At 62.7% G+C, this 15,922-nt stretch carries 12 protein-coding genes and 1 tRNA gene; 4 read left to right on the plus strand and 9 right to left on the minus strand.

Annotation, left to right across the window (positions count from 1 at the left end):
• Positions 1-90: 90 nt before the first annotated feature.
• Complete coding sequence (locus ACTHN9_RS03725; RefSeq protein WP_440535398.1) at positions 91-1,317, minus strand: MFS transporter; 1,227 nt, start codon at positions 1,315-1,317, stop codon at positions 91-93.
• Positions 1,314-2,753: an amidase gene (locus tag ACTHN9_RS03730; protein WP_440535432.1), complete on the minus strand. Its 1,440-nt coding sequence runs from the start codon at positions 2,751-2,753 to the stop codon at positions 1,314-1,316. Before ACTHN9_RS03730 ends, ACTHN9_RS03725 begins: the two co-directional genes overlap by 4 nt.
• A gap of 197 nt (positions 2,754-2,950) precedes the next feature.
• Between ACTHN9_RS03730 and gcvA the strand changes: the two genes are divergently transcribed.
• Both gcvA and ACTHN9_RS03740 read left to right on the plus strand, forming a co-directional pair.
• Positions 2,951-3,850, plus strand: a complete 900-nt coding sequence (gene gcvA, locus ACTHN9_RS03735) for a transcriptional regulator GcvA (RefSeq protein WP_440535399.1) — start codon at positions 2,951-2,953, stop codon at positions 3,848-3,850.
• A 102-nt stretch (positions 3,851-3,952) separates the two neighbouring features.
• Positions 3,953-5,161, plus strand: a complete 1,209-nt coding sequence (locus ACTHN9_RS03740; RefSeq protein ID WP_440535400.1) for an MFS transporter — start codon at positions 3,953-3,955, stop codon at positions 5,159-5,161.
• Between the two features lie 103 nt (positions 5,162-5,264).
• On the opposite strand, the gene ACTHN9_RS03745 is transcribed toward ACTHN9_RS03740, so the two are convergent.
• Together ACTHN9_RS03745 and gltX are read right to left on the minus strand one after the other, a co-directional pair.
• Positions 5,265-5,340: transfer RNA gene (locus tag ACTHN9_RS03745), tRNA-Ala, on the minus strand.
• A gap of 105 nt (positions 5,341-5,445) precedes the next feature.
• Positions 5,446-6,855, minus strand: a complete 1,410-nt coding sequence (gene gltX / locus ACTHN9_RS03750) for a glutamate--tRNA ligase (protein WP_440535401.1) — start codon at positions 6,853-6,855, stop codon at positions 5,446-5,448.
• A 262-nt stretch (positions 6,856-7,117) separates the two neighbouring features.
• On the opposite strand from gltX, the gene ACTHN9_RS03755 reads away from it, so the two are divergent.
• Positions 7,118-8,065 carry a patatin-like phospholipase family protein gene (locus ACTHN9_RS03755; RefSeq protein WP_440535402.1) on the plus strand — a complete coding sequence of 316 codons (948 nt, stop codon included), beginning with the start codon at positions 7,118-7,120 and terminating at the stop codon, positions 8,063-8,065.
• A 123-nt stretch (positions 8,066-8,188) separates the two neighbouring features.
• Here the strand turns inward: ACTHN9_RS03755 and ACTHN9_RS03760 are convergent, their stop codons facing one another.
• The 5 genes from ACTHN9_RS03760 to ACTHN9_RS03780 form a co-directional block, all read right to left on the minus strand.
• Positions 8,189-8,905 carry a C40 family peptidase gene (locus ACTHN9_RS03760; RefSeq protein ID WP_440535403.1) on the minus strand — a complete coding sequence of 239 codons (717 nt, stop codon included), beginning with the start codon at positions 8,903-8,905 and terminating at the stop codon, positions 8,189-8,191.
• Positions 8,906-9,041: 136 nt separating this feature from the next.
• Complete coding sequence (locus tag ACTHN9_RS03765) at positions 9,042-10,679, minus strand: ABC transporter ATP-binding protein (protein WP_440535404.1); 1,638 nt, start codon at positions 10,677-10,679, stop codon at positions 9,042-9,044.
• Positions 10,676-11,707, minus strand: coding sequence for an ABC transporter permease (locus tag ACTHN9_RS03770; protein WP_440535433.1), 1,032 nt, complete (start codon positions 11,705-11,707; stop codon positions 10,676-10,678). Before ACTHN9_RS03770 ends, ACTHN9_RS03765 begins: the two co-directional genes overlap by 4 nt.
• 83 nt (positions 11,708-11,790) lie before the next feature.
• Positions 11,791-12,837: a microcin C ABC transporter permease YejB gene (locus ACTHN9_RS03775; protein WP_440535405.1), complete on the minus strand. Its 1,047-nt coding sequence runs from the start codon at positions 12,835-12,837 to the stop codon at positions 11,791-11,793.
• Positions 12,838-12,965: 128 nt separating this feature from the next.
• Positions 12,966-14,885 carry an extracellular solute-binding protein gene (locus ACTHN9_RS03780; protein ID WP_440535406.1) on the minus strand — a complete coding sequence of 640 codons (1,920 nt, stop codon included), beginning with the start codon at positions 14,883-14,885 and terminating at the stop codon, positions 12,966-12,968.
• Positions 14,886-14,995: 110 nt separating this feature from the next.
• On the opposite strand from ACTHN9_RS03780, the gene fabI reads away from it, so the two are divergent.
• The gene (fabI, locus tag ACTHN9_RS03785; protein WP_440535407.1) at positions 14,996-15,790 is read left to right on the plus strand and encodes an enoyl-ACP reductase FabI; all 795 of its coding nucleotides are present in this window, start codon (positions 14,996-14,998) and stop codon (positions 15,788-15,790) included.
• The last annotated feature ends 132 nt before the right edge of the window (positions 15,791-15,922 follow it).

The raw sequence follows: 15,922 nt of genomic DNA on the forward strand, positions 1-15,922 counted from the left end.
TTATCGCGATAGGGAAGACGGCCGCGGGCACGGCACTTGCTGCGCGGGCGGGCCTTAAAGAGGCCGGAGGGAGGGGACGCGGTGCGGCGGCTATCGAGAAACCTTCAAGGCCATAGCGGTGACGACGGCCGCCACGCCTGACGAGGCGGCGCTAATGGCGATCGCCCACGCGTAGCGGTGCGTGAAATCGTAGATGAACCCCGCGCTGCTGGGCCCGATCAGCGTTCCGATCGCCACGCTCGTATAAAGTGCGCCGATGATGGCACCGAGGTGCTTTGCGCCGAAGCAATCGGCTGCGACCGCCGGCAGGATAGCCACCCATCCGCCATAGAAAAGGCCGAAGGTCAGAGCAAAGGCGAATAACGGTACCGGCGTCCCGCCGAAGGCCCAAATCGCAAGCGAAGCCGCCATGCCGACATACATGGAGACAAGGAACCGCCCTCGGCCGATTCGGTCCGCTACATTTCCGAGCAAGAACCTGCCGAACGTGCTGCCGATGCCGATCGCGCCCAAGAGCCAGACCGCCGTACCGACGCGTATGCCGCGATCGGTCGCATACGGCACGAGATGCACGAACGGCACGAACACGCCCACCGAACCGACCAAGCATCCCAGGTATAGGCCGCGAAATCGTGCGGTCCGCAAAGCCTCGCGTACGGACAAGCCTTCCCGCAGGGTTTCCGGCGCTTGCGCACCGGCCTGTCGGCCGTCGGGATGCTGTCCGCGCGAGCCCGGATCGTTCTCCATGAGGAGCGCAGCCCCGACACCCAACCCGATAGCAACGATGCCGAGCGCGAGGTATGCGCCGCGCCATGCGAAGTTGGCGATTAGCCAACTAGCAAGCGGCGGCATGACGAGCGTGCCGACTCCGATGCCGCTGACAGCCAGTCCGGAGGCCAGGCCGCGGCGCTTGACGAACCAGCGTTGCACCGCACCGAGCGTCGGAACGTAGGCGCACCCCACACCGATTCCGATGCCGAGGGTATAGGCGACATAGACTTGCCGCAGCGTATGGGATCGCGCCGCGAGGATGAGACCTAGCCCGACCAGCCCCATCCCGATTGCGGCGAGCTTGCGCACGCCCCAACGGTCGGCGATGGGTCCTGAAACGACGCCGAGCGCGAAGTAAAGACACCCGGCAAGCGAAAACACCAGCGACACCGAGCCGCGCGAGGCGCCGAATTCTCGCTGTAGCGGTCCGACGAACGAGCTGAAGGTATAGGCGCTTCCAAAGCCGACGAGCGTAATGACGAAAGCCGCGGCCACGACGAACCATCCGTAAAATCGATTTGCTTCGGAGCGGGCGACAAAATTCATCGATGGCCTCCTGCAGTCGAACGGTGCTCGGGCAACGTCGGATGCTGTCGATGCCAGCACGTAGCGCTCTGATACGCGATGCCCGCACGCAGCAGTGCAAGCTCGTCGAAGTGGGCAGCAATCAATTGCAAGCCGACCGGCATGCCGTCCCGAGCGCGCCCAGCCGGAAACGTCAGCGTGGGATGACCGCTCATGTTGAACGGACACGTATACCGTTGCAGCGCCGCGACGAGGCCTGGCTGGGCGCCTAGCGTCGCAATGCTCGACAAGGTGAGCGGCGCGAAAGGATGAACGGGTGCCAGCACCGCGTCGACCGTGGAAAACAATGCTTCCACACGGCCCCGATACGCCGCGCGCCGAAGCAGGATCTTTTGATAATCGACGCCGGACACGGCCGCTCCGGCTTCGATTACTCGCGAAAGAATCGGGCCGTAGCTCGTCTTGTGCGCCGGATAATAAGCTTCGTGCGCAACGGCGGCTTCCACGGCGCAGTGGGTTGGCCAGTCCTGAACGATCCGAGTGGCATCGGGCCATTCGATTTCGACGATCCTGGCGCCGAGATCGCGGAACGTTTGCAAAGCCGCCGCCAGCGCCGCCTGGATGTCGAGATCGACGCCGTCACTATTGCCGTGCGGATCGAAACCCACACGCATCCCCGCGATGCCGATCGAGGCGGCGGCGAGGTAATCCGGTACCGGCGCAACCGCGGCAGTTGGGTCGCGCGCATCGGAACCTGCAATGGCGGCGAGCAGCGCGCCGACGTCCGCGGCAGAACGCGCGATCGGCCCAATGTGATCCAACGAAGGCGCAAGTTCGAACACGCCGTGGCGGCTCACGCGCCCCCAGGTCGGCTTTAACCCCGTCACGCCGTTTGCCGCCGAGGGCCAGCGGATCGATCCACCAGTGTCGGACGCGATCGCTCCGTAACAAAGGCCGGCTGCGGTCGCCACAGCGGAACCGCTCGACGAGATGCCGGCCCAATACGTCTCGTTCCAGGGGTTGACGACCGGCGTAACGGACGGATGGTAGTCGGAATACGCGCCCTCCGTGAGTTGCGTTTTGCCGATCAGGACGGCGCCTGCCTCCTTCAGTCGGCGTACGACGGTCGAGTCCGTCGATGGAACGAAATCGCGATGAATCGCCATGCCGGCTGCCGTCGGCACACCTTCGATCCAACATAGATCCTTGACCGCGATCGGTACGCCGTGAAGGGGACCGCGGCGAACGCCCGCCGCCCGCTCCTTGTCGGCGGCAGCGGCTTGCGCGAGGGCCGTGTCCGCCAGCACTTGCACGTAGGCATGCAAGTGCCCATCGAACCGCTCAATGCGCTCGAGTTGCGCTTGCGTCACCTGATACGAGGTGACATCGCCCGCGGCGATCATCTGCCCAACTTCGATCAGCTCGCGCAAAGCCAAGTCTGTCGCATCAACCGTCATTTCATCCTTTCCCCACTGCGAGGCGTCATTGGCCACAGCGCAGCGTCTCGTTCGTTACGGATTAGAATTGCTCATCCATATACGAGTATGAGCAACATCAACCCAATCGTTTCATCACCTTTTCGCAGATGTTATGCTCGTTCATGCCAGCGAACAAACCAGCGTTTCTGCTCGTTACGATTTAGTTTTTCTCACTCATGAAAGATCGCATTCCACCGTTGAACGCGCTCAAGGCATTCGAGGCCGTCGCGCGCCACCTTTCCGTGAAGATGGCTGCGGAGGAACTGTGCGTGACGCCGGGCGCAGTCAGTCAGATGCTCAAGAATTTGGAGCGCCATCTGGGCGTGAAGCTGTTCGATCGCGTAACGCGTGGCCTGTACCTAACCGATGCCGGCCGCGAGTATTTACCGTCGATCCGCAATGCCTTTCGTCAAATCGCGGAAGCGTCGCGCCGGGTTGCCCTCGCCGTCGATACGGGTGTGTTGACCGTCGGCGTCACGCCGTTCTTCGCATCGGCATGGCTCGTGCCCCGCATGAAGTCGTTTCAAAGCGAGCATCCCGAGATCGATCTTCAGATCGTCGCAAGCAATACGTTGGCGGATTTCTCCCGGGACGGGATCGACGTGGCCGTGAGGCATGGTCTCGGCCGCTATCCGGGGCTGCATAGCGATCGCGTCGCGACGGTCGAGACGGTGGCGGTTGCGGCACCCTCGCTCGCCGAAAGCCGCGCGCGGCCGAGCGCGCCTTGCGACCTGCTCGACTGGCCCAAAGTGCACGACGCGCAGCGCAAAGGATGGAGCCTATGGTTCGCCGCTCATGGCGTCGAGGACAGCAAACCGATGCGCGGGCCATCGTTCAACGACACAGGCCTGCTTCTGAAAGCGATTCAGTCGGGTCAAGGCGTGGGATTGCTACCGGCTGCGATGGTCGCCAATGAGCTTAAGGACGGCTCGCTGATTCAGTTGCTCGACTCGAAGTACATCGAGGCATTTGCCTACTATCTTGTCTATCCGCAAGACAGGCAAAGCGAACCGAAAATCGTTGCGTTCAGGGAATGGGTACTGCGCAATCGGGAAGGTGGGCGGTTCGGAGAATGAGATCTCCGATCGATCCTCCTCCCCGACGGCATTCCAACAGCGCCGAAGAGTCTTCCTCGCGAACCTATGTTCCATCGATTTCGAATTCTTATAGGACAAGACGTGTCATCACCAGAAGCCATTGCCAGCGCAGACAACGATCGCATGCTGTTGGCCGTTCTCTCGATGTCGGTGTTCTTTGTCGGCGCGAGCGAGTTCATGCTGTCTGCGATGCTAAATCCGCTTAGCGTCGCGTTCGGCGCCGACTCGGTTAGCATCGCCTGGCTGATCTCGAGTTACGCGTTCGCCTATGCCGTCGCGGCGCCCTTCCTCGGCTATCTATCGGACCGGATCAATCGTGGCCGTCTCCTGCTGATCGCGTTGCTATCGTTCGCGATTGACGGCGTCGGCATCGCGCTCTCGCCGACGCTCGGCATCGCGATAGCGCTGCGGATTTTCGGCGGTCTCGCGTCGGCAATCATCATTCCGGTCTCGTTCGCGCTGATTTCCGACGTCGTGCCGCGCGAGCGCCATGCGTCCGCGATGGGGACCGTCATGCTGGGCATGACATTCGGCGTCGCGTTCGGCCCCGCGATAGCGGGTCTGCTGACAGGGTGGGTCGGCTGGCGAGCACCGTTCCTGTTGATGTCGGTCGGCTGCATCGTCGCGTTCCTGATCGGTACCGCGGCCTTGCCGAAACGCCACTCCACCGCCGTGATGTGCGAAACCCACGGCTTCAGGTGGCTCCGCAACCCGAGCGTCACTCGCCCACTGCTCGCGAAAGGCTTATGGAATGGAACGGGTGTGTCTGCATTTTTGCTGTCGGGCGAGGTGTTGCGGCAGCGCTACCAGCTCGACGTCGCTCATGTCGGGATGAGCGTGACAACATTCGGCATCGGGCTCGCGATCGGCAATCTGTCGGCCGGCAATCTACGCCGGCTGACCGGCAGCGAGGAGCGTTCGCTGACCGTCGTGACGAGCCTGCTATTCGCTTCCGTTGGCGCGTTCTATCTTGTGTCGCTGCCGGTAATCGGCGCGCTCCTCTGTTTGGCGGCGTGGGGTGCTGCCCTCGGGGCCGGCGCCCCCTCCGCTACCACCGTACTGGCCGAACGTTCGGGTCACGACAAGGGCGTGGTTCTGGCAACTGCCGAGACGCTCAACAACGTCGTCATTCTGTCCGTCGTCCCAATCGCATCCATGATGCTCTCGACTGGGACAATCGCTATGGCAACAGCGGTCTTCGCGGCGGGTTTAGGAATAGGCGTCGCGCTAACGCTGTACGACGCACTATCTGCATTTTCCCGAAACCAAATGGACACGCCTCGCCCGTGATCGGCGGCGACAGGAACATGCGGGAATGCTGGGTCAATCTACGGACCGCAAAAAAAGAAAAAGCCCTGGAATCCAGAGCTTTTCTTTGAGACTGTCTGCTTTTTGGTGGAGGTAAGCGGGATCGAACCGCTGACCTCTTGCATGCCATGCAAGCGCTCTCCCAGCTGAGCTATACCCCCTTGCAGAACAGAAATGAGATTATATGGACCTCTTTCTGACTTGTAAATACCCTTCGTCGATCTTTTTGCAGATTTTTGCGAAACGACCTTCGAAGGACTCGCTCGTTAGGCGGCAAGCGCGGCTTCGATCCGGCTCACCACACGCTCGCGCCCGAACAAGACAAGCACGGCATCGATCGAAGGCGTATGCGTCGTACCGGCCACCAGCAAGCGGACAGGCATCGCAAGCTGCGGCATCTTGAGCTTGTGCGCCGCGAGCGTCGCCTTCAACGCAGCGGCAATCGCCTCCTTCGTCCACTCGCAGCCGCGCAGCGCAGCAGCCAGTTCGCCAAGCGCGGGACGCACCGCATCGGTCACGTGCTGCGCCACCGCCTCGGGCTCCGGTGCCGGCGTGCGATAGAACATCGCCGCATTCTCGACGATCTCCTTGAGAGTGTTCGCACGATCCTTCATGAGCCCGATCGCCGCCGCCGCATCGGGGCCTTGCGCGAGCGCGGCCTCGTCGATGCCGATCTCGGCGAAGAACGGCTGAGCCAACTGCGCCAGGCGCGCATTGTCGGCTTCCTTGATGTAGTGGTTGTTCAGCCAGTTCAGCTTGTTGTGATCGTATTGCGCGGGCGACTTGCCGAGGTGGTCGAGATCGAACCATTCGATGAACTGCTCGCGCGAGAACACTTCCGCGTCGCCGTGCGACCAGCCCAAGCGCGCCAGATAGTTGAGCACGGCTTCGGGCAAGTAGCCGGCATCGCGATAACCCATCACGCTCATCGCCCCGTGCCGCTTGCTCATCTTCTCGCCCGCTTCGTTGAGCACCGTCGGCAAGTGGGCGTAGACAGGCGTCTGACCGCCGAGCGCGCGCAAGATGTTGATCTGACGCGGCGTGTTGTTCACGTGATCGTCGCCGCGGATCACGTGCGTGATGCGCATATCGAGATCGTCGACGACGACACAGAAGTTATACGTCGGCGTACCGTCGGGCCGCGCGATCACCAAATCGTCCAGCTCGTCGTTCGAGATTTCCACGCGCCCTTTGACGGCGTCGTCCCATGCCACCACCCCGCCGATCGGATTCTTGAAGCGAATCACGGGCTCGACACCGGCCGGCGGTGTCGGCAGCGTCTTGCCCGGCTCGGGGCGCCAGGTGCCGTCGTAGCGCGGCTTTTCGCCAGCCTCGCGCTGGCGCTCGCGCAATGCCTCGAGTTCTTCCATCGACATATAGCAGCGATACGCGAGGCCTTGCTCGAGCATCTGCGCCACGACTTCGCGATACCGGTCCATCCGTTGCATTTGATAGAACGGACCTTCGTCGAAGTTCAGACCCAACCACGCCATGCCTTCGAGAATCGCATTGACCGATTCGGGCGTGGAGCGTTCGACGTCCGTATCCTCGATACGCAGGATGAACTTGCCTTGCATTTTGCGCGCGAACGCCCACGGATAAAGCGCGGAGCGGATGTTGCCGAGGTGGATGAACCCGGTGGGACTCGGAGCGAAACGGGTACGGACGGTGGTCATAGATAGCGTCGTTAGTTCGACGGCACGAAACGAAGCTGCATGCCGTCGAGCGAAGAGAAATAGACCGCAATTATACCCGCCGCCCTGCCTCGCACGCCCGCTCGACAGCACGCGGCGAAAGCCGAGGAAGGGCTCAGCCGCGCGCGATCGCTTTGCCGTATGATGTGCGCGCGCCGCGTCCCGCGCGGCGTGCCGGCCGGGCCGACTGGTCCGTACCCGGCGCATCGATGCCCGTCGCTTTCGACGCGCTGCTGGAGATAACTTGAAAACGTCTTCCCCTCGACTCACCCGCCGCGGCTTTTCCATTGCCTGTGCATCGGCCCTGCTCGCGGCCTGCGCCTCGCCGGCCACACGCACCTCTTCCGAATCGAACGCCACGCCGACCCGGCCGCCGGCCGCTCCGCCCAAGCCCCTTCGCATCGGGCTCGCCTTGGGCGGCGGCGCCGCACGCGGCTTCGCCCATATCGGCGTGATCAAGGCGCTCGAAGCGCGCGGCGTCCAAATCGACATCGTCTGCGGCACGAGCGCAGGCTCCGTGGTCGGCGCGCTCTACGCTTCGGGCATGAGCGGCCTGCAGATCAATAAGCTCGCGTTGACAATGGACGAAGCGTCGATCAGCGATTGGGCCATGCCGTTTCGCACGCGCGGTTTCCTGCAAGGCGTCGCACTGCAGAATTATGTCGATACGACCTTGCACCATCGGCCGATCGAAAAGATGGCCAAGCCGCTCGGCATCGTCGCCACCGACCTTCGCAGCGGCCAGCCGATCCTCTTCCAACGCGGCGATACGGGCATTGCGGTGCGCGCCTCGAGCAGCGTGCCTTCGATCTTCGAGCCGGTCAAAATCGGCGGACACGAATATGTTGACGGCGGACTCGTGAGCCCCGTGCCGGCTTCGTTCGCGCGCAAGATGGGCGCCGACTTCGTGATCGCCGTCGACATCTCGGCCGATCCCGAAACGGCGAAAACGACCAGCTCGTTCGACGTCCTGCTACAGACGTTCACGATCATGGGTCAAACGATCAAGACATACGAACTCGAGCGATATGCCGACTTCGTCATTCGCCCGGCCCTCTCCGCCATGAGCGGCGCCGATTTCGCCCATCGCAACGAAGCGATTCTGGCCGGCGAAGCCGCCGTCTCGAAGCTCTATCCGGAGTTGGAACGCAAGCTCGCGGAGCGGCGTGCGGGAACGGCCGCCGCAGCCTAATCGTCGGCGCGCGTCGACGCGTATCGGCGAAGAAAAGCACAAAGCCCGCTCTCGAGCGGGCTTCGTTTTACTGGGACTGGCGACCGCCGATGCCGGCCGATCGCGGACGGCCTATCGCGTAGGTCAGTTGCTGCCGACGCGGCCTGCGTCGCCGCCGGCCGCGCCTTCGCCGCCGATGGTCGCACTCACGCGCTTGCGCAGATCCTCGGCTTTAACCGGGAAGGCCGTCTCGATCCGACGTGCGCCCGTGAAGCGCTTTTCCCAATAGCCGTCGTCGAGATCGTCGACGCGGATCGTGCTGCCCGTGGAAGGCGAATGCACGAACTTGTTGCCGCCGATGTAGATGCCGACGTGCGAGAACGTGCGACGCATCGTATTGAAGAAGACGAGATCGCCCGGTTTCAAATCGGCCATCTGGACCTTTTCTCCAACACGGCTCATCTCTTCGGCGCGACGCGGCAGGGCCATACCCAGCGTGTCTTGAAACACGTAGCGCACGAACCCGCTGCAATCGAGCCCCGAATCGGGCGAGCTGCCGCCCCAGCGATAGCGGACGCCGATCATGTTCAGCGCGCCGACGACGACATCGCCGGCCTTACCCGCGACGCCGGACAAGAACGCCTTGGCGCGGCCGCTCGTGCTGGTGTCGCTCGTGACGCTGGGGGACGAAAGAGAAGAGGACGACGCATTCGACTCGATCTGAGCCGATGCGGGAGAAGCGGATTGCTGCGAACTGTTCGTTTCGTCGGCGAAAGCGCCGGCGCTTGCCGTCATCAACACGCCAATGAACATGCCGGCGACGACGCGCGTACAAGCCTGGGCAAAATATCGGTGCTGCATTGGTCGGTAGGTTTTGCTTAAGAATCAGTGGATTGCGAGTGAACTGCGGAAAGTTTGGACGATACTAGCCACGATGCAACCGAATGTCAAAACAAATTAAAAAAAACAATCGGGGTACCGTCACAATTGCCGCGATTCACTCTTGCAGACTCGCTTCCAAGAGTTTTCGCGTATACGGATGGGCCGGATTGGAGAAGATTTTTTCGACGTCGCCCGTTTCGACGATCGCACCGTTTTGCATGACGGCCACCCGGTGCGACATCGCGCCGATCACCGCCAGGTCATGGCTAATGAAGACAAAACCCAAGTTGTACTTGTGCTGGAGTGTCGTAAGCAGGGTCAGAACCTGCTGTTGAATCGAGACGTCGAGTGCGCTCGTCGGCTCATCGAGCACCAATAAACGCGGCTCGAGCACCAGCGCGCGGGCAATCGCGATGCGTTGCCGCTGCCCGCCCGAGAATTCGTGGGGATAGCGCGCCAACGCCGTTCGATCGATCCCTACTTCCCGCAATGCCGCGATCACCTTCTCTCGGCGGGCAGCCGCGTCGAGCTGCGGCCGGTGCAATGCCAGCCCCTCGCCGACGATGCGCTCGATCGTCTGGCGCGGCGAAAGCGAGCTGAATGGGTCTTGAAAGACGACCTGCATGTTCGAGCGCAGCGCCGTCCGCTCGCGTCCCCGATAGCGCCCAAGCGGCTTGCCTTGAAATTCGATGGCGCCGCGTGCCGTGCGCTGCAGCCCAAGCAGCGCCATGGCCAGCGTCGATTTGCCCGAGCCGGATTCGCCGACGATCCCGAGCGTCTCGCCCTGCCGCACGTTCAAGGTGGCGTCGGACACGGCATCGAAGCGTCCCGATCGAAACCAGCCGCGCATGCCGGGCATCTTCGTCGCAAACGACACCGATACGTCGCGCGCATCGAGCAACACGGGCGCGATCGGCAACACCGGCGTCACGCGGCGCTGCGGGCGGCTGGCGATCAACCGCTGCGTATAGGGGTGCTGCGGCGCGTCGAAGATGCGCTCGACCGGACCGCTTTCGACAAGTACCCCGTGCTCCATCACGGCGACGCGCTGGGCGAAGCGGCGCACGAGATTGAGGTCGTGCGTAATGAGTAGGACCGCCATGCCGCGCTTTTGCGCTTCGGCTCGCTGAATGTCGAGGAGCAAGTCGACAATCTGGGCGCGGATCGTGACGTCGAGGGCGGTGGTCGGCTCGTCGGCCAGCAACAGGCGCGGACGGCACGCAAGCGCCATCGCGATCATCGCGCGTTGGCGCTGCCCGCCCGATAGCTGGTGCGGGTAGCTGAGCACCCGCTTCTCGGGCTGCGCGATACCCGTGCGCGCGAGCAGTTCGACGGCGCGCACGCGGCCTTGTTGCGGCGACACGCCCTCGTGCGCGACGATCGTTTCGGCGATCTGCTCGCCCACCGAAAACAGCGGATTGAGCGCCGTCATCGGCTCCTGAAAGATCATGGCGATTTCCGAGCCGCGCAGGCCCTGCATCGCGCGTTCGCTTTTACCGAGCAGCGCTTCCCCCGCAAAACGGATCGCGCCGGCCACCTGCGCATCGCGCAGCAAGCGCAGAATGGCCAAGGCGGTCACCGTCTTGCCCGAACCCGATTCGCCGACGAGGGCGACGCGCTCGCCCTGCCCGATCGCGAACGTCAAATCGTCGACGGCGACCGTGTCGCCGAAGGTTACCCGCAAATGGTCGAGTTCGAGCAGCGGTGCGTGCGGCGTATCCACCACCTCGCGCCCGACGGAGGGTGCGCTCATTGGTTGCCTCCTGCGCGCATCGCATCGGCGATCCGCGTATCGAGCGCGTTTCGCAGCGCATCGCCCATGAATGTCAGCAACAGCAGCGTGACGACGAGCACCCCGAACGTCGACAACGAGATCCACCAGGCATCGAGATTCGCTTTGCCTTCGGAAAGCAATTCGCCGAGGCTCGGCGTGGGCGCCGGCACGCCCAAACCCAGAAAATCGAGACTCGTCAACGCGAGAATCGAGCCGCTCATCCGGAACGGCAAGAACGTGATGACGGGCGTCATGCTGTTGGGAAGGACGTGGCGCCAAATGATCTGCCAGTTCGACAGCCCGATCGCGCGCGCGGCGCGCACATAATCTTGGTTACGGTTGCGCAGGCACTCGGCCCGGACGTAGTCGGACAAGCCGATCCAGCCGAACAGCGACAACAAAACGATCAGCAACAGGAAGCTAGGCTCGAAGATCGACGCGAAGATGATCAGCAAATACAGCTCCGGCAAGGCGCTCCATATTTCGATGAGGCGTTGCCCGACGATGTCGATGCGGCCGCCGAAATACCCTTGCACGGCGCCCGCGACGATGCCGATGACGCTGCCGATCAGCGTCAGCACAAGAGCGAATTCGACCGATACGCGAAAGCCGTACAGCAGCCGCGCGAACACGTCGCGCCCTTGCGCATCGGTACCGAGCCAATTGCCGTGCGAAGGCGGTGCCGGGTTCGGCTCGCGCGAAAAATAATTCAGCGTGTCGTAATAGTAGCGATTGGGCGGATAGATCGCGAAATTGCCCGGCAGCGTCAGACGATGCTGGACGTAGGGATCGAGGTAATCGGCCGGCGTCGGGAAATCGCCGCCGAAGGTCGTCTCCGCATAGTCCTTCACGATCGGGAAGTAGTAGTGGCCGTCGTAACGGACGACGAGCGGCTTGTCGTTCGACCAGAGCGGCCCCGCCAGGCTCGCCGCGAACGCGACGACGAACAGCACGAGGCTCCAATAGCCGAGCCGCTGGGCCTTGAAGCGCTGCCACACACGGCGCATCGGCGAGGGCGAAGCCAGCGCGCTGTGCAAAGCGCTGCGCGCCACGGCATCGGCACCGGTTCGGGGGCGAACTTGACTCAACGTTAGCGCTCCAGTCGTTCGAATTGAATACGAGGATCGACCCAGACGTAGCAAAGGTCCGAGATGAGCTTCGTGGCGAGCCCGATCAGTGTGAAGAGATAGAGCGTGCCGAGCACGACGGGATAATCGCGCCGTACGACCGATTCGTACGACAGCAGCCCGAGACCGTCGAGCGAAAACAGCGTTTCGATCAGCAGGCTGCCCGTGAAGAACGCCCCGATGAACGCGGCCGGAAATCCGACCACGAGCGGCAGCATTGCATTACGCAGCACATGTTTCCACAGCACGCGCTTTTCGCTCAAGCCTTTGGCGCGCGCCGTCAACACGTATTGCTTCTTGATCTCGTCGAGAAATGCGTTCTTGGTCAGCATCGTCACGACGGCAAAACTGCCGACGACCGAAGCGGTCACGGGCAGCGCGATGTGCCACAGGTAATCCACGACTTTGCCGAGCGGGCTCAATTGCGAAAAGTTGTCGGACACCAAGCCGCGCAGCGGGAAGATCTGTAAGAACGTGCCGCCGCCGAACAGCACGAGCAGCAACACGCCGAGCACGAAGCCCGGAATCGCGTAACCGACGAGCACGACGAGGCTTGTCGCGACATCGAATGTCGAGCCGTTGCGCACCGCCTTGGCGATGCCGAGCGGAATCGAGATCAAGTATGTGAGAAAGAACGTCCACAACCCGATGCTGATCGAGACGGGCAGCTTCGATACGACGAGCGACCACACGCTCTGGTGATGGAAATAGCTCTGCCCCAGATCGAAACGGGCAAAGCGCGACAACATCAGCCAATAGCGCGTGAGCGGCGGCTTATCGAAGCCGTAGAGCGCCTTGAGCTGAGCGAGCTGCTGTGCGTCGACGCCCGTGTGCGCGCGCAGGCCGAACGGCGGTGCCTGCCCTTCCTGCGTCGCGCCTTTGCGCAATTCGTAGACGGCTTGCTCGACAGGCCCGCCGGGCACGAACTGGATGACGGCGAACGTGACCGTCAACACGCCGAGCAGCGTCGGGATCATGAGCAGCAATCGTTTGAGGATATAGCTCCACATCTGCGAGCCCCTGTGGATGAGCCGGTAGCAATAGCAAAAAGCCAGATAGCAAGTCGCCCGTGGCGCGCCGAGGTTCGACCCTTGCGACGTCAATGTCAGCGCACCGTCATTGCGCCGTCATTGCACCCTCAGTGCGCCGCGGCGGCGTCGCTACCCGGCGGCGATGGCGCACGCCACCACGTCGATACGATCCAATCTTCCGCCGAATAGTACAGCGGCAGCGTTGCCGGATACCGCAAGGTGCGCGAGTAGGCCACACGATGCGTGGCGCTGTACCACTGCGGCACGACATAGTAGCCGTGCATGAGCACGCGATCGAGCGCCCGGGTCGCATCGAGCAATTGATCCTTGGTTTGCGCGCGCACCAACGTATGCAAAATCGTATCGACCGCCGGCGACTTCAAGCCCATCAGATTGTCCGAACCTTGTTCGTCGGCCGATCGGCTGCCGAAGCGCGACAGTTGCTCCGTACCGGCCACTTGCACTTCGGGATAGCGCAGCATCGTCATGTCGAAGTCGAACGAGTCGTAGCGCTTTTGGATCAGCGCGAAATCGACCGCCCGGTAAGTCGCGTCGATGCCGAGCTTCTTCAAGTTGTGCGTATAAGCGCCGACGATCGGCGCGATCGCCGCGCTCTGCCCGGAATCGTCGAGAATTTCGAAGGCGAAGGGCTGCCCTTTTTCGTTGCGCAAGGCCCCGTCGCGATAGTGCCAACCCGCCTCGGCCAGCAGCGCGCGCGCCTTCAGCAGATTGGCGCGTAACGAACCCGGGGGATCGGTATCCGGCTGCACCGTCATTGGCCCGAACACGGCCGGATCGAGTTGCGCGCGCAACGGATCGAGAATCGACAGTTCGCCGGCGCTCGGCATGCCGGTTGCCTGCTGCGGGCTGTCCGCGAAGTAGCTGTCGAGCCGAGTATAGGCGCCGAAGAACAATTGCCGATTCAGCCATTGGAAGTCGAACGCCAAATCCAGTGCCTTGCGCACCCGCACGTCTTGGAACAACGGACGCCGCAAGTTCATCACGAAACCTTGCATCCCCGCGCCGTTGTGCTGTCGAAACTCGCGCTTGACGAGTTCGCCGTCGTCGAAGCGCTTACCCACGTCGCGGCGCACCCAATTGCGCGACACGTACTCGACGAGCGCATCGTACTCGCCTGCCTTGAAGGCCTCGAGCCGAGCGGTGCTGTCTGCATAGAGCTTGTAGGTGATCCGATCGAAGTTGTTCGTCCCCACGCGTACCGGCAGCGATGCGCCCCAGTACGACGGATTGCGCCGGTACGTGATCGTATGGCCGTCGTCGTAATGATCGATCAGATATGGGCCGCTGCCGATCGGCTGCTGAAACGCCAGTTGATCCAACGGCACGTGCGTGCCGTCGGGGTTTAGCCCCCACTTGTGCGAGAACACGGGAATGGCGCCCGCGATCAACGGCAGCTCGCGATTCGGTTGGCGGAACTCGAAGCGGATCGTGGCCGGATCGACAACGACCGCGCGCACGATGTCGCCGTAGAACAAGGCGAACTGCGGCGCGGCTTGCGGGCTCTTGAGCGTATCGAACGAGTACTTGACGTCTTTCGCCGTGACCGGATCGCCGTTCGAAAAACGCGCGCGCGGATTGATGTGAAACGTGACCGACATGCGATCGGGCGCAATGCGGATATCGTCGGCCAGCAGGCCGTATGCCGATGCGACTTCATCCAGGCTGCCAGTCGTCAGGCTCTCGAACAACATCCCGAGGCCCGGCGCGGCATTGCCGCGCAGCGTAAACGGATTGAACTTGTCGAAGCTCGTGAGCCGGCTCGGATTGGACAAGACCAGCGTGCCGCCTTTAGGCGCATCGGGATTCACGTAGTCGAAGTGCTGGAAGCCGCTTGGGTACTTCGGCTCGCCGAATTGTGCAATCGCATAGGCGGCATCAGCGGGCGACGCCGCACCGAATGCGCCGAACGCGCCGGCGAAGCAACACGCCAACAGCCAATACCCGATGCGCCACGGGTGGCACTGACGCGCATCGAGCGGGGTATCCAAGGTCGTCTTCGCCTTCATCGGGGGATCGGAAGTGGCAATGTGAGAGAATTCTACCCAAACCGTACCCGCCGCCGCCGCGCCGCGCTTCGCGCGCGCGGCGCGAGGCACCGATAACGCTAGGAGAATTCATGGGCTTTCTCGCTGGAAAACGCATTTTGCTGACCGGTCTGCTGTCGAACCGCTCGATCGCCTACGGCATCGCGCAAGCCTGTAAGCGCGAAGGCGCCGAACTCGCTTTCACGTACGTCGGCGATCGCTTCAAAGACCGGATCACCGAATTCGCCGCTGAATTCGGCAGCGAACTCGTGTTTCCGTGCGACGTCGCCGACGACGCGCAGATCGACGCGCTCTTCGCCTCGCTGGGCCAGCATTGGCCCCAGCTCGACGGCCTCGTGCACTCGATCGGTTTCGCGCCGCGCGAAGCGATCGCAGGCGACTTTCTGGACGGCATGACGCGCGAGAACTTCCGCATCGCGCACGACATCTCGGCTTACAGCTTCCCCGCTCTGGCCAAAGCCGCGCTGCCGCTGCTGTCGGAGAACGCCTCGCTGCTGACGCTGTCGTACCTGGGCGCCGAAAAAGTCATTCCGAACTACAACACGATGGGCGTCGCCAAGGCCGCACTCGAAGCATGCGTGCGCTATATGGCCGGCTCGCTCGGCGCCAAGGGCACCCGCGTGAACGCCATTTCGGCAGGCCCGATCAAGACGCTGGCCGCCAGCGGCATCAAAGGCTTCGGCAAGATCCTCGATTTCGTCGAACACAATGCGCCGCTCAAGCGCAACGTGACGATCGAGCAAGTGGGTAACGCCGCCGCGTTCTTGCTGTCGGATCTCGCCAGCGGCGTGACGGCCGAGATCATGCACGTCGATAGCGGCTTCAGCACCGTCGTCGGCGGCATGCTCCCAGAAGCGGCCGAGTAAGAAGCCACACACACAGCGCTTCGCGATTCGCGCCTACGCCTTGCTCGCGGCTCGAACGCGGCGAGCATGAGTGCCCGAGGCACCCATCAAGCAAAACCGCCTGCGGCGCACGCCCAGGCGGTTTTGTTTTTC

Origin of the sequence: Trinickia sp. (assembly GCF_051953405.1) — a bacterium.
Taxonomy (GTDB): Bacteria; Pseudomonadota; Gammaproteobacteria; order Burkholderiales; family Burkholderiaceae; genus Trinickia.

Excerpts from the sequence above, each read along its gene's own strand:
- ACTHN9_RS03775 (WP_440535405.1), bottom strand. The coding sequence starts at position 12,837 with ATGTGGAGCTATATCCTCAAACGATTGCTGCTCATGATCCCGACGCTG.
- ACTHN9_RS03725 (WP_440535398.1), bottom strand. The coding sequence starts at position 1,317 with ATGAATTTTGTCGCCCGCTCCGAAGCAAATCGATTTTACGGATGGTTC.
- ACTHN9_RS03770 (WP_440535433.1), bottom strand. The coding sequence starts at position 11,707 with ATGCGCCGTGTGTGGCAGCGCTTCAAGGCCCAGCGGCTCGGCTATTGG.
- gltX (WP_440535401.1), bottom strand. The coding sequence starts at position 6,855 with ATGACCACCGTCCGTACCCGTTTCGCTCCGAGTCCCACCGGGTTCATC.
- ACTHN9_RS03730 (WP_440535432.1), bottom strand. The coding sequence starts at position 2,753 with ATGACGGTTGATGCGACAGACTTGGCTTTGCGCGAGCTGATCGAAGTT.
- gcvA (WP_440535399.1), top strand. The coding sequence starts at position 2,951 with ATGAAAGATCGCATTCCACCGTTGAACGCGCTCAAGGCATTCGAGGCC.
- fabI (WP_440535407.1), top strand. The coding sequence starts at position 14,996 with ATGGGCTTTCTCGCTGGAAAACGCATTTTGCTGACCGGTCTGCTGTCG.
- ACTHN9_RS03760 (WP_440535403.1), bottom strand. The coding sequence starts at position 8,905 with ATGCAGCACCGATATTTTGCCCAGGCTTGTACGCGCGTCGTCGCCGGC.
- ACTHN9_RS03780 (WP_440535406.1), bottom strand. The coding sequence starts at position 14,885 with ATGAAGGCGAAGACGACCTTGGATACCCCGCTCGATGCGCGTCAGTGC.
- ACTHN9_RS03765 (WP_440535404.1), bottom strand. The coding sequence starts at position 10,679 with ATGAGCGCACCCTCCGTCGGGCGCGAGGTGGTGGATACGCCGCACGCA.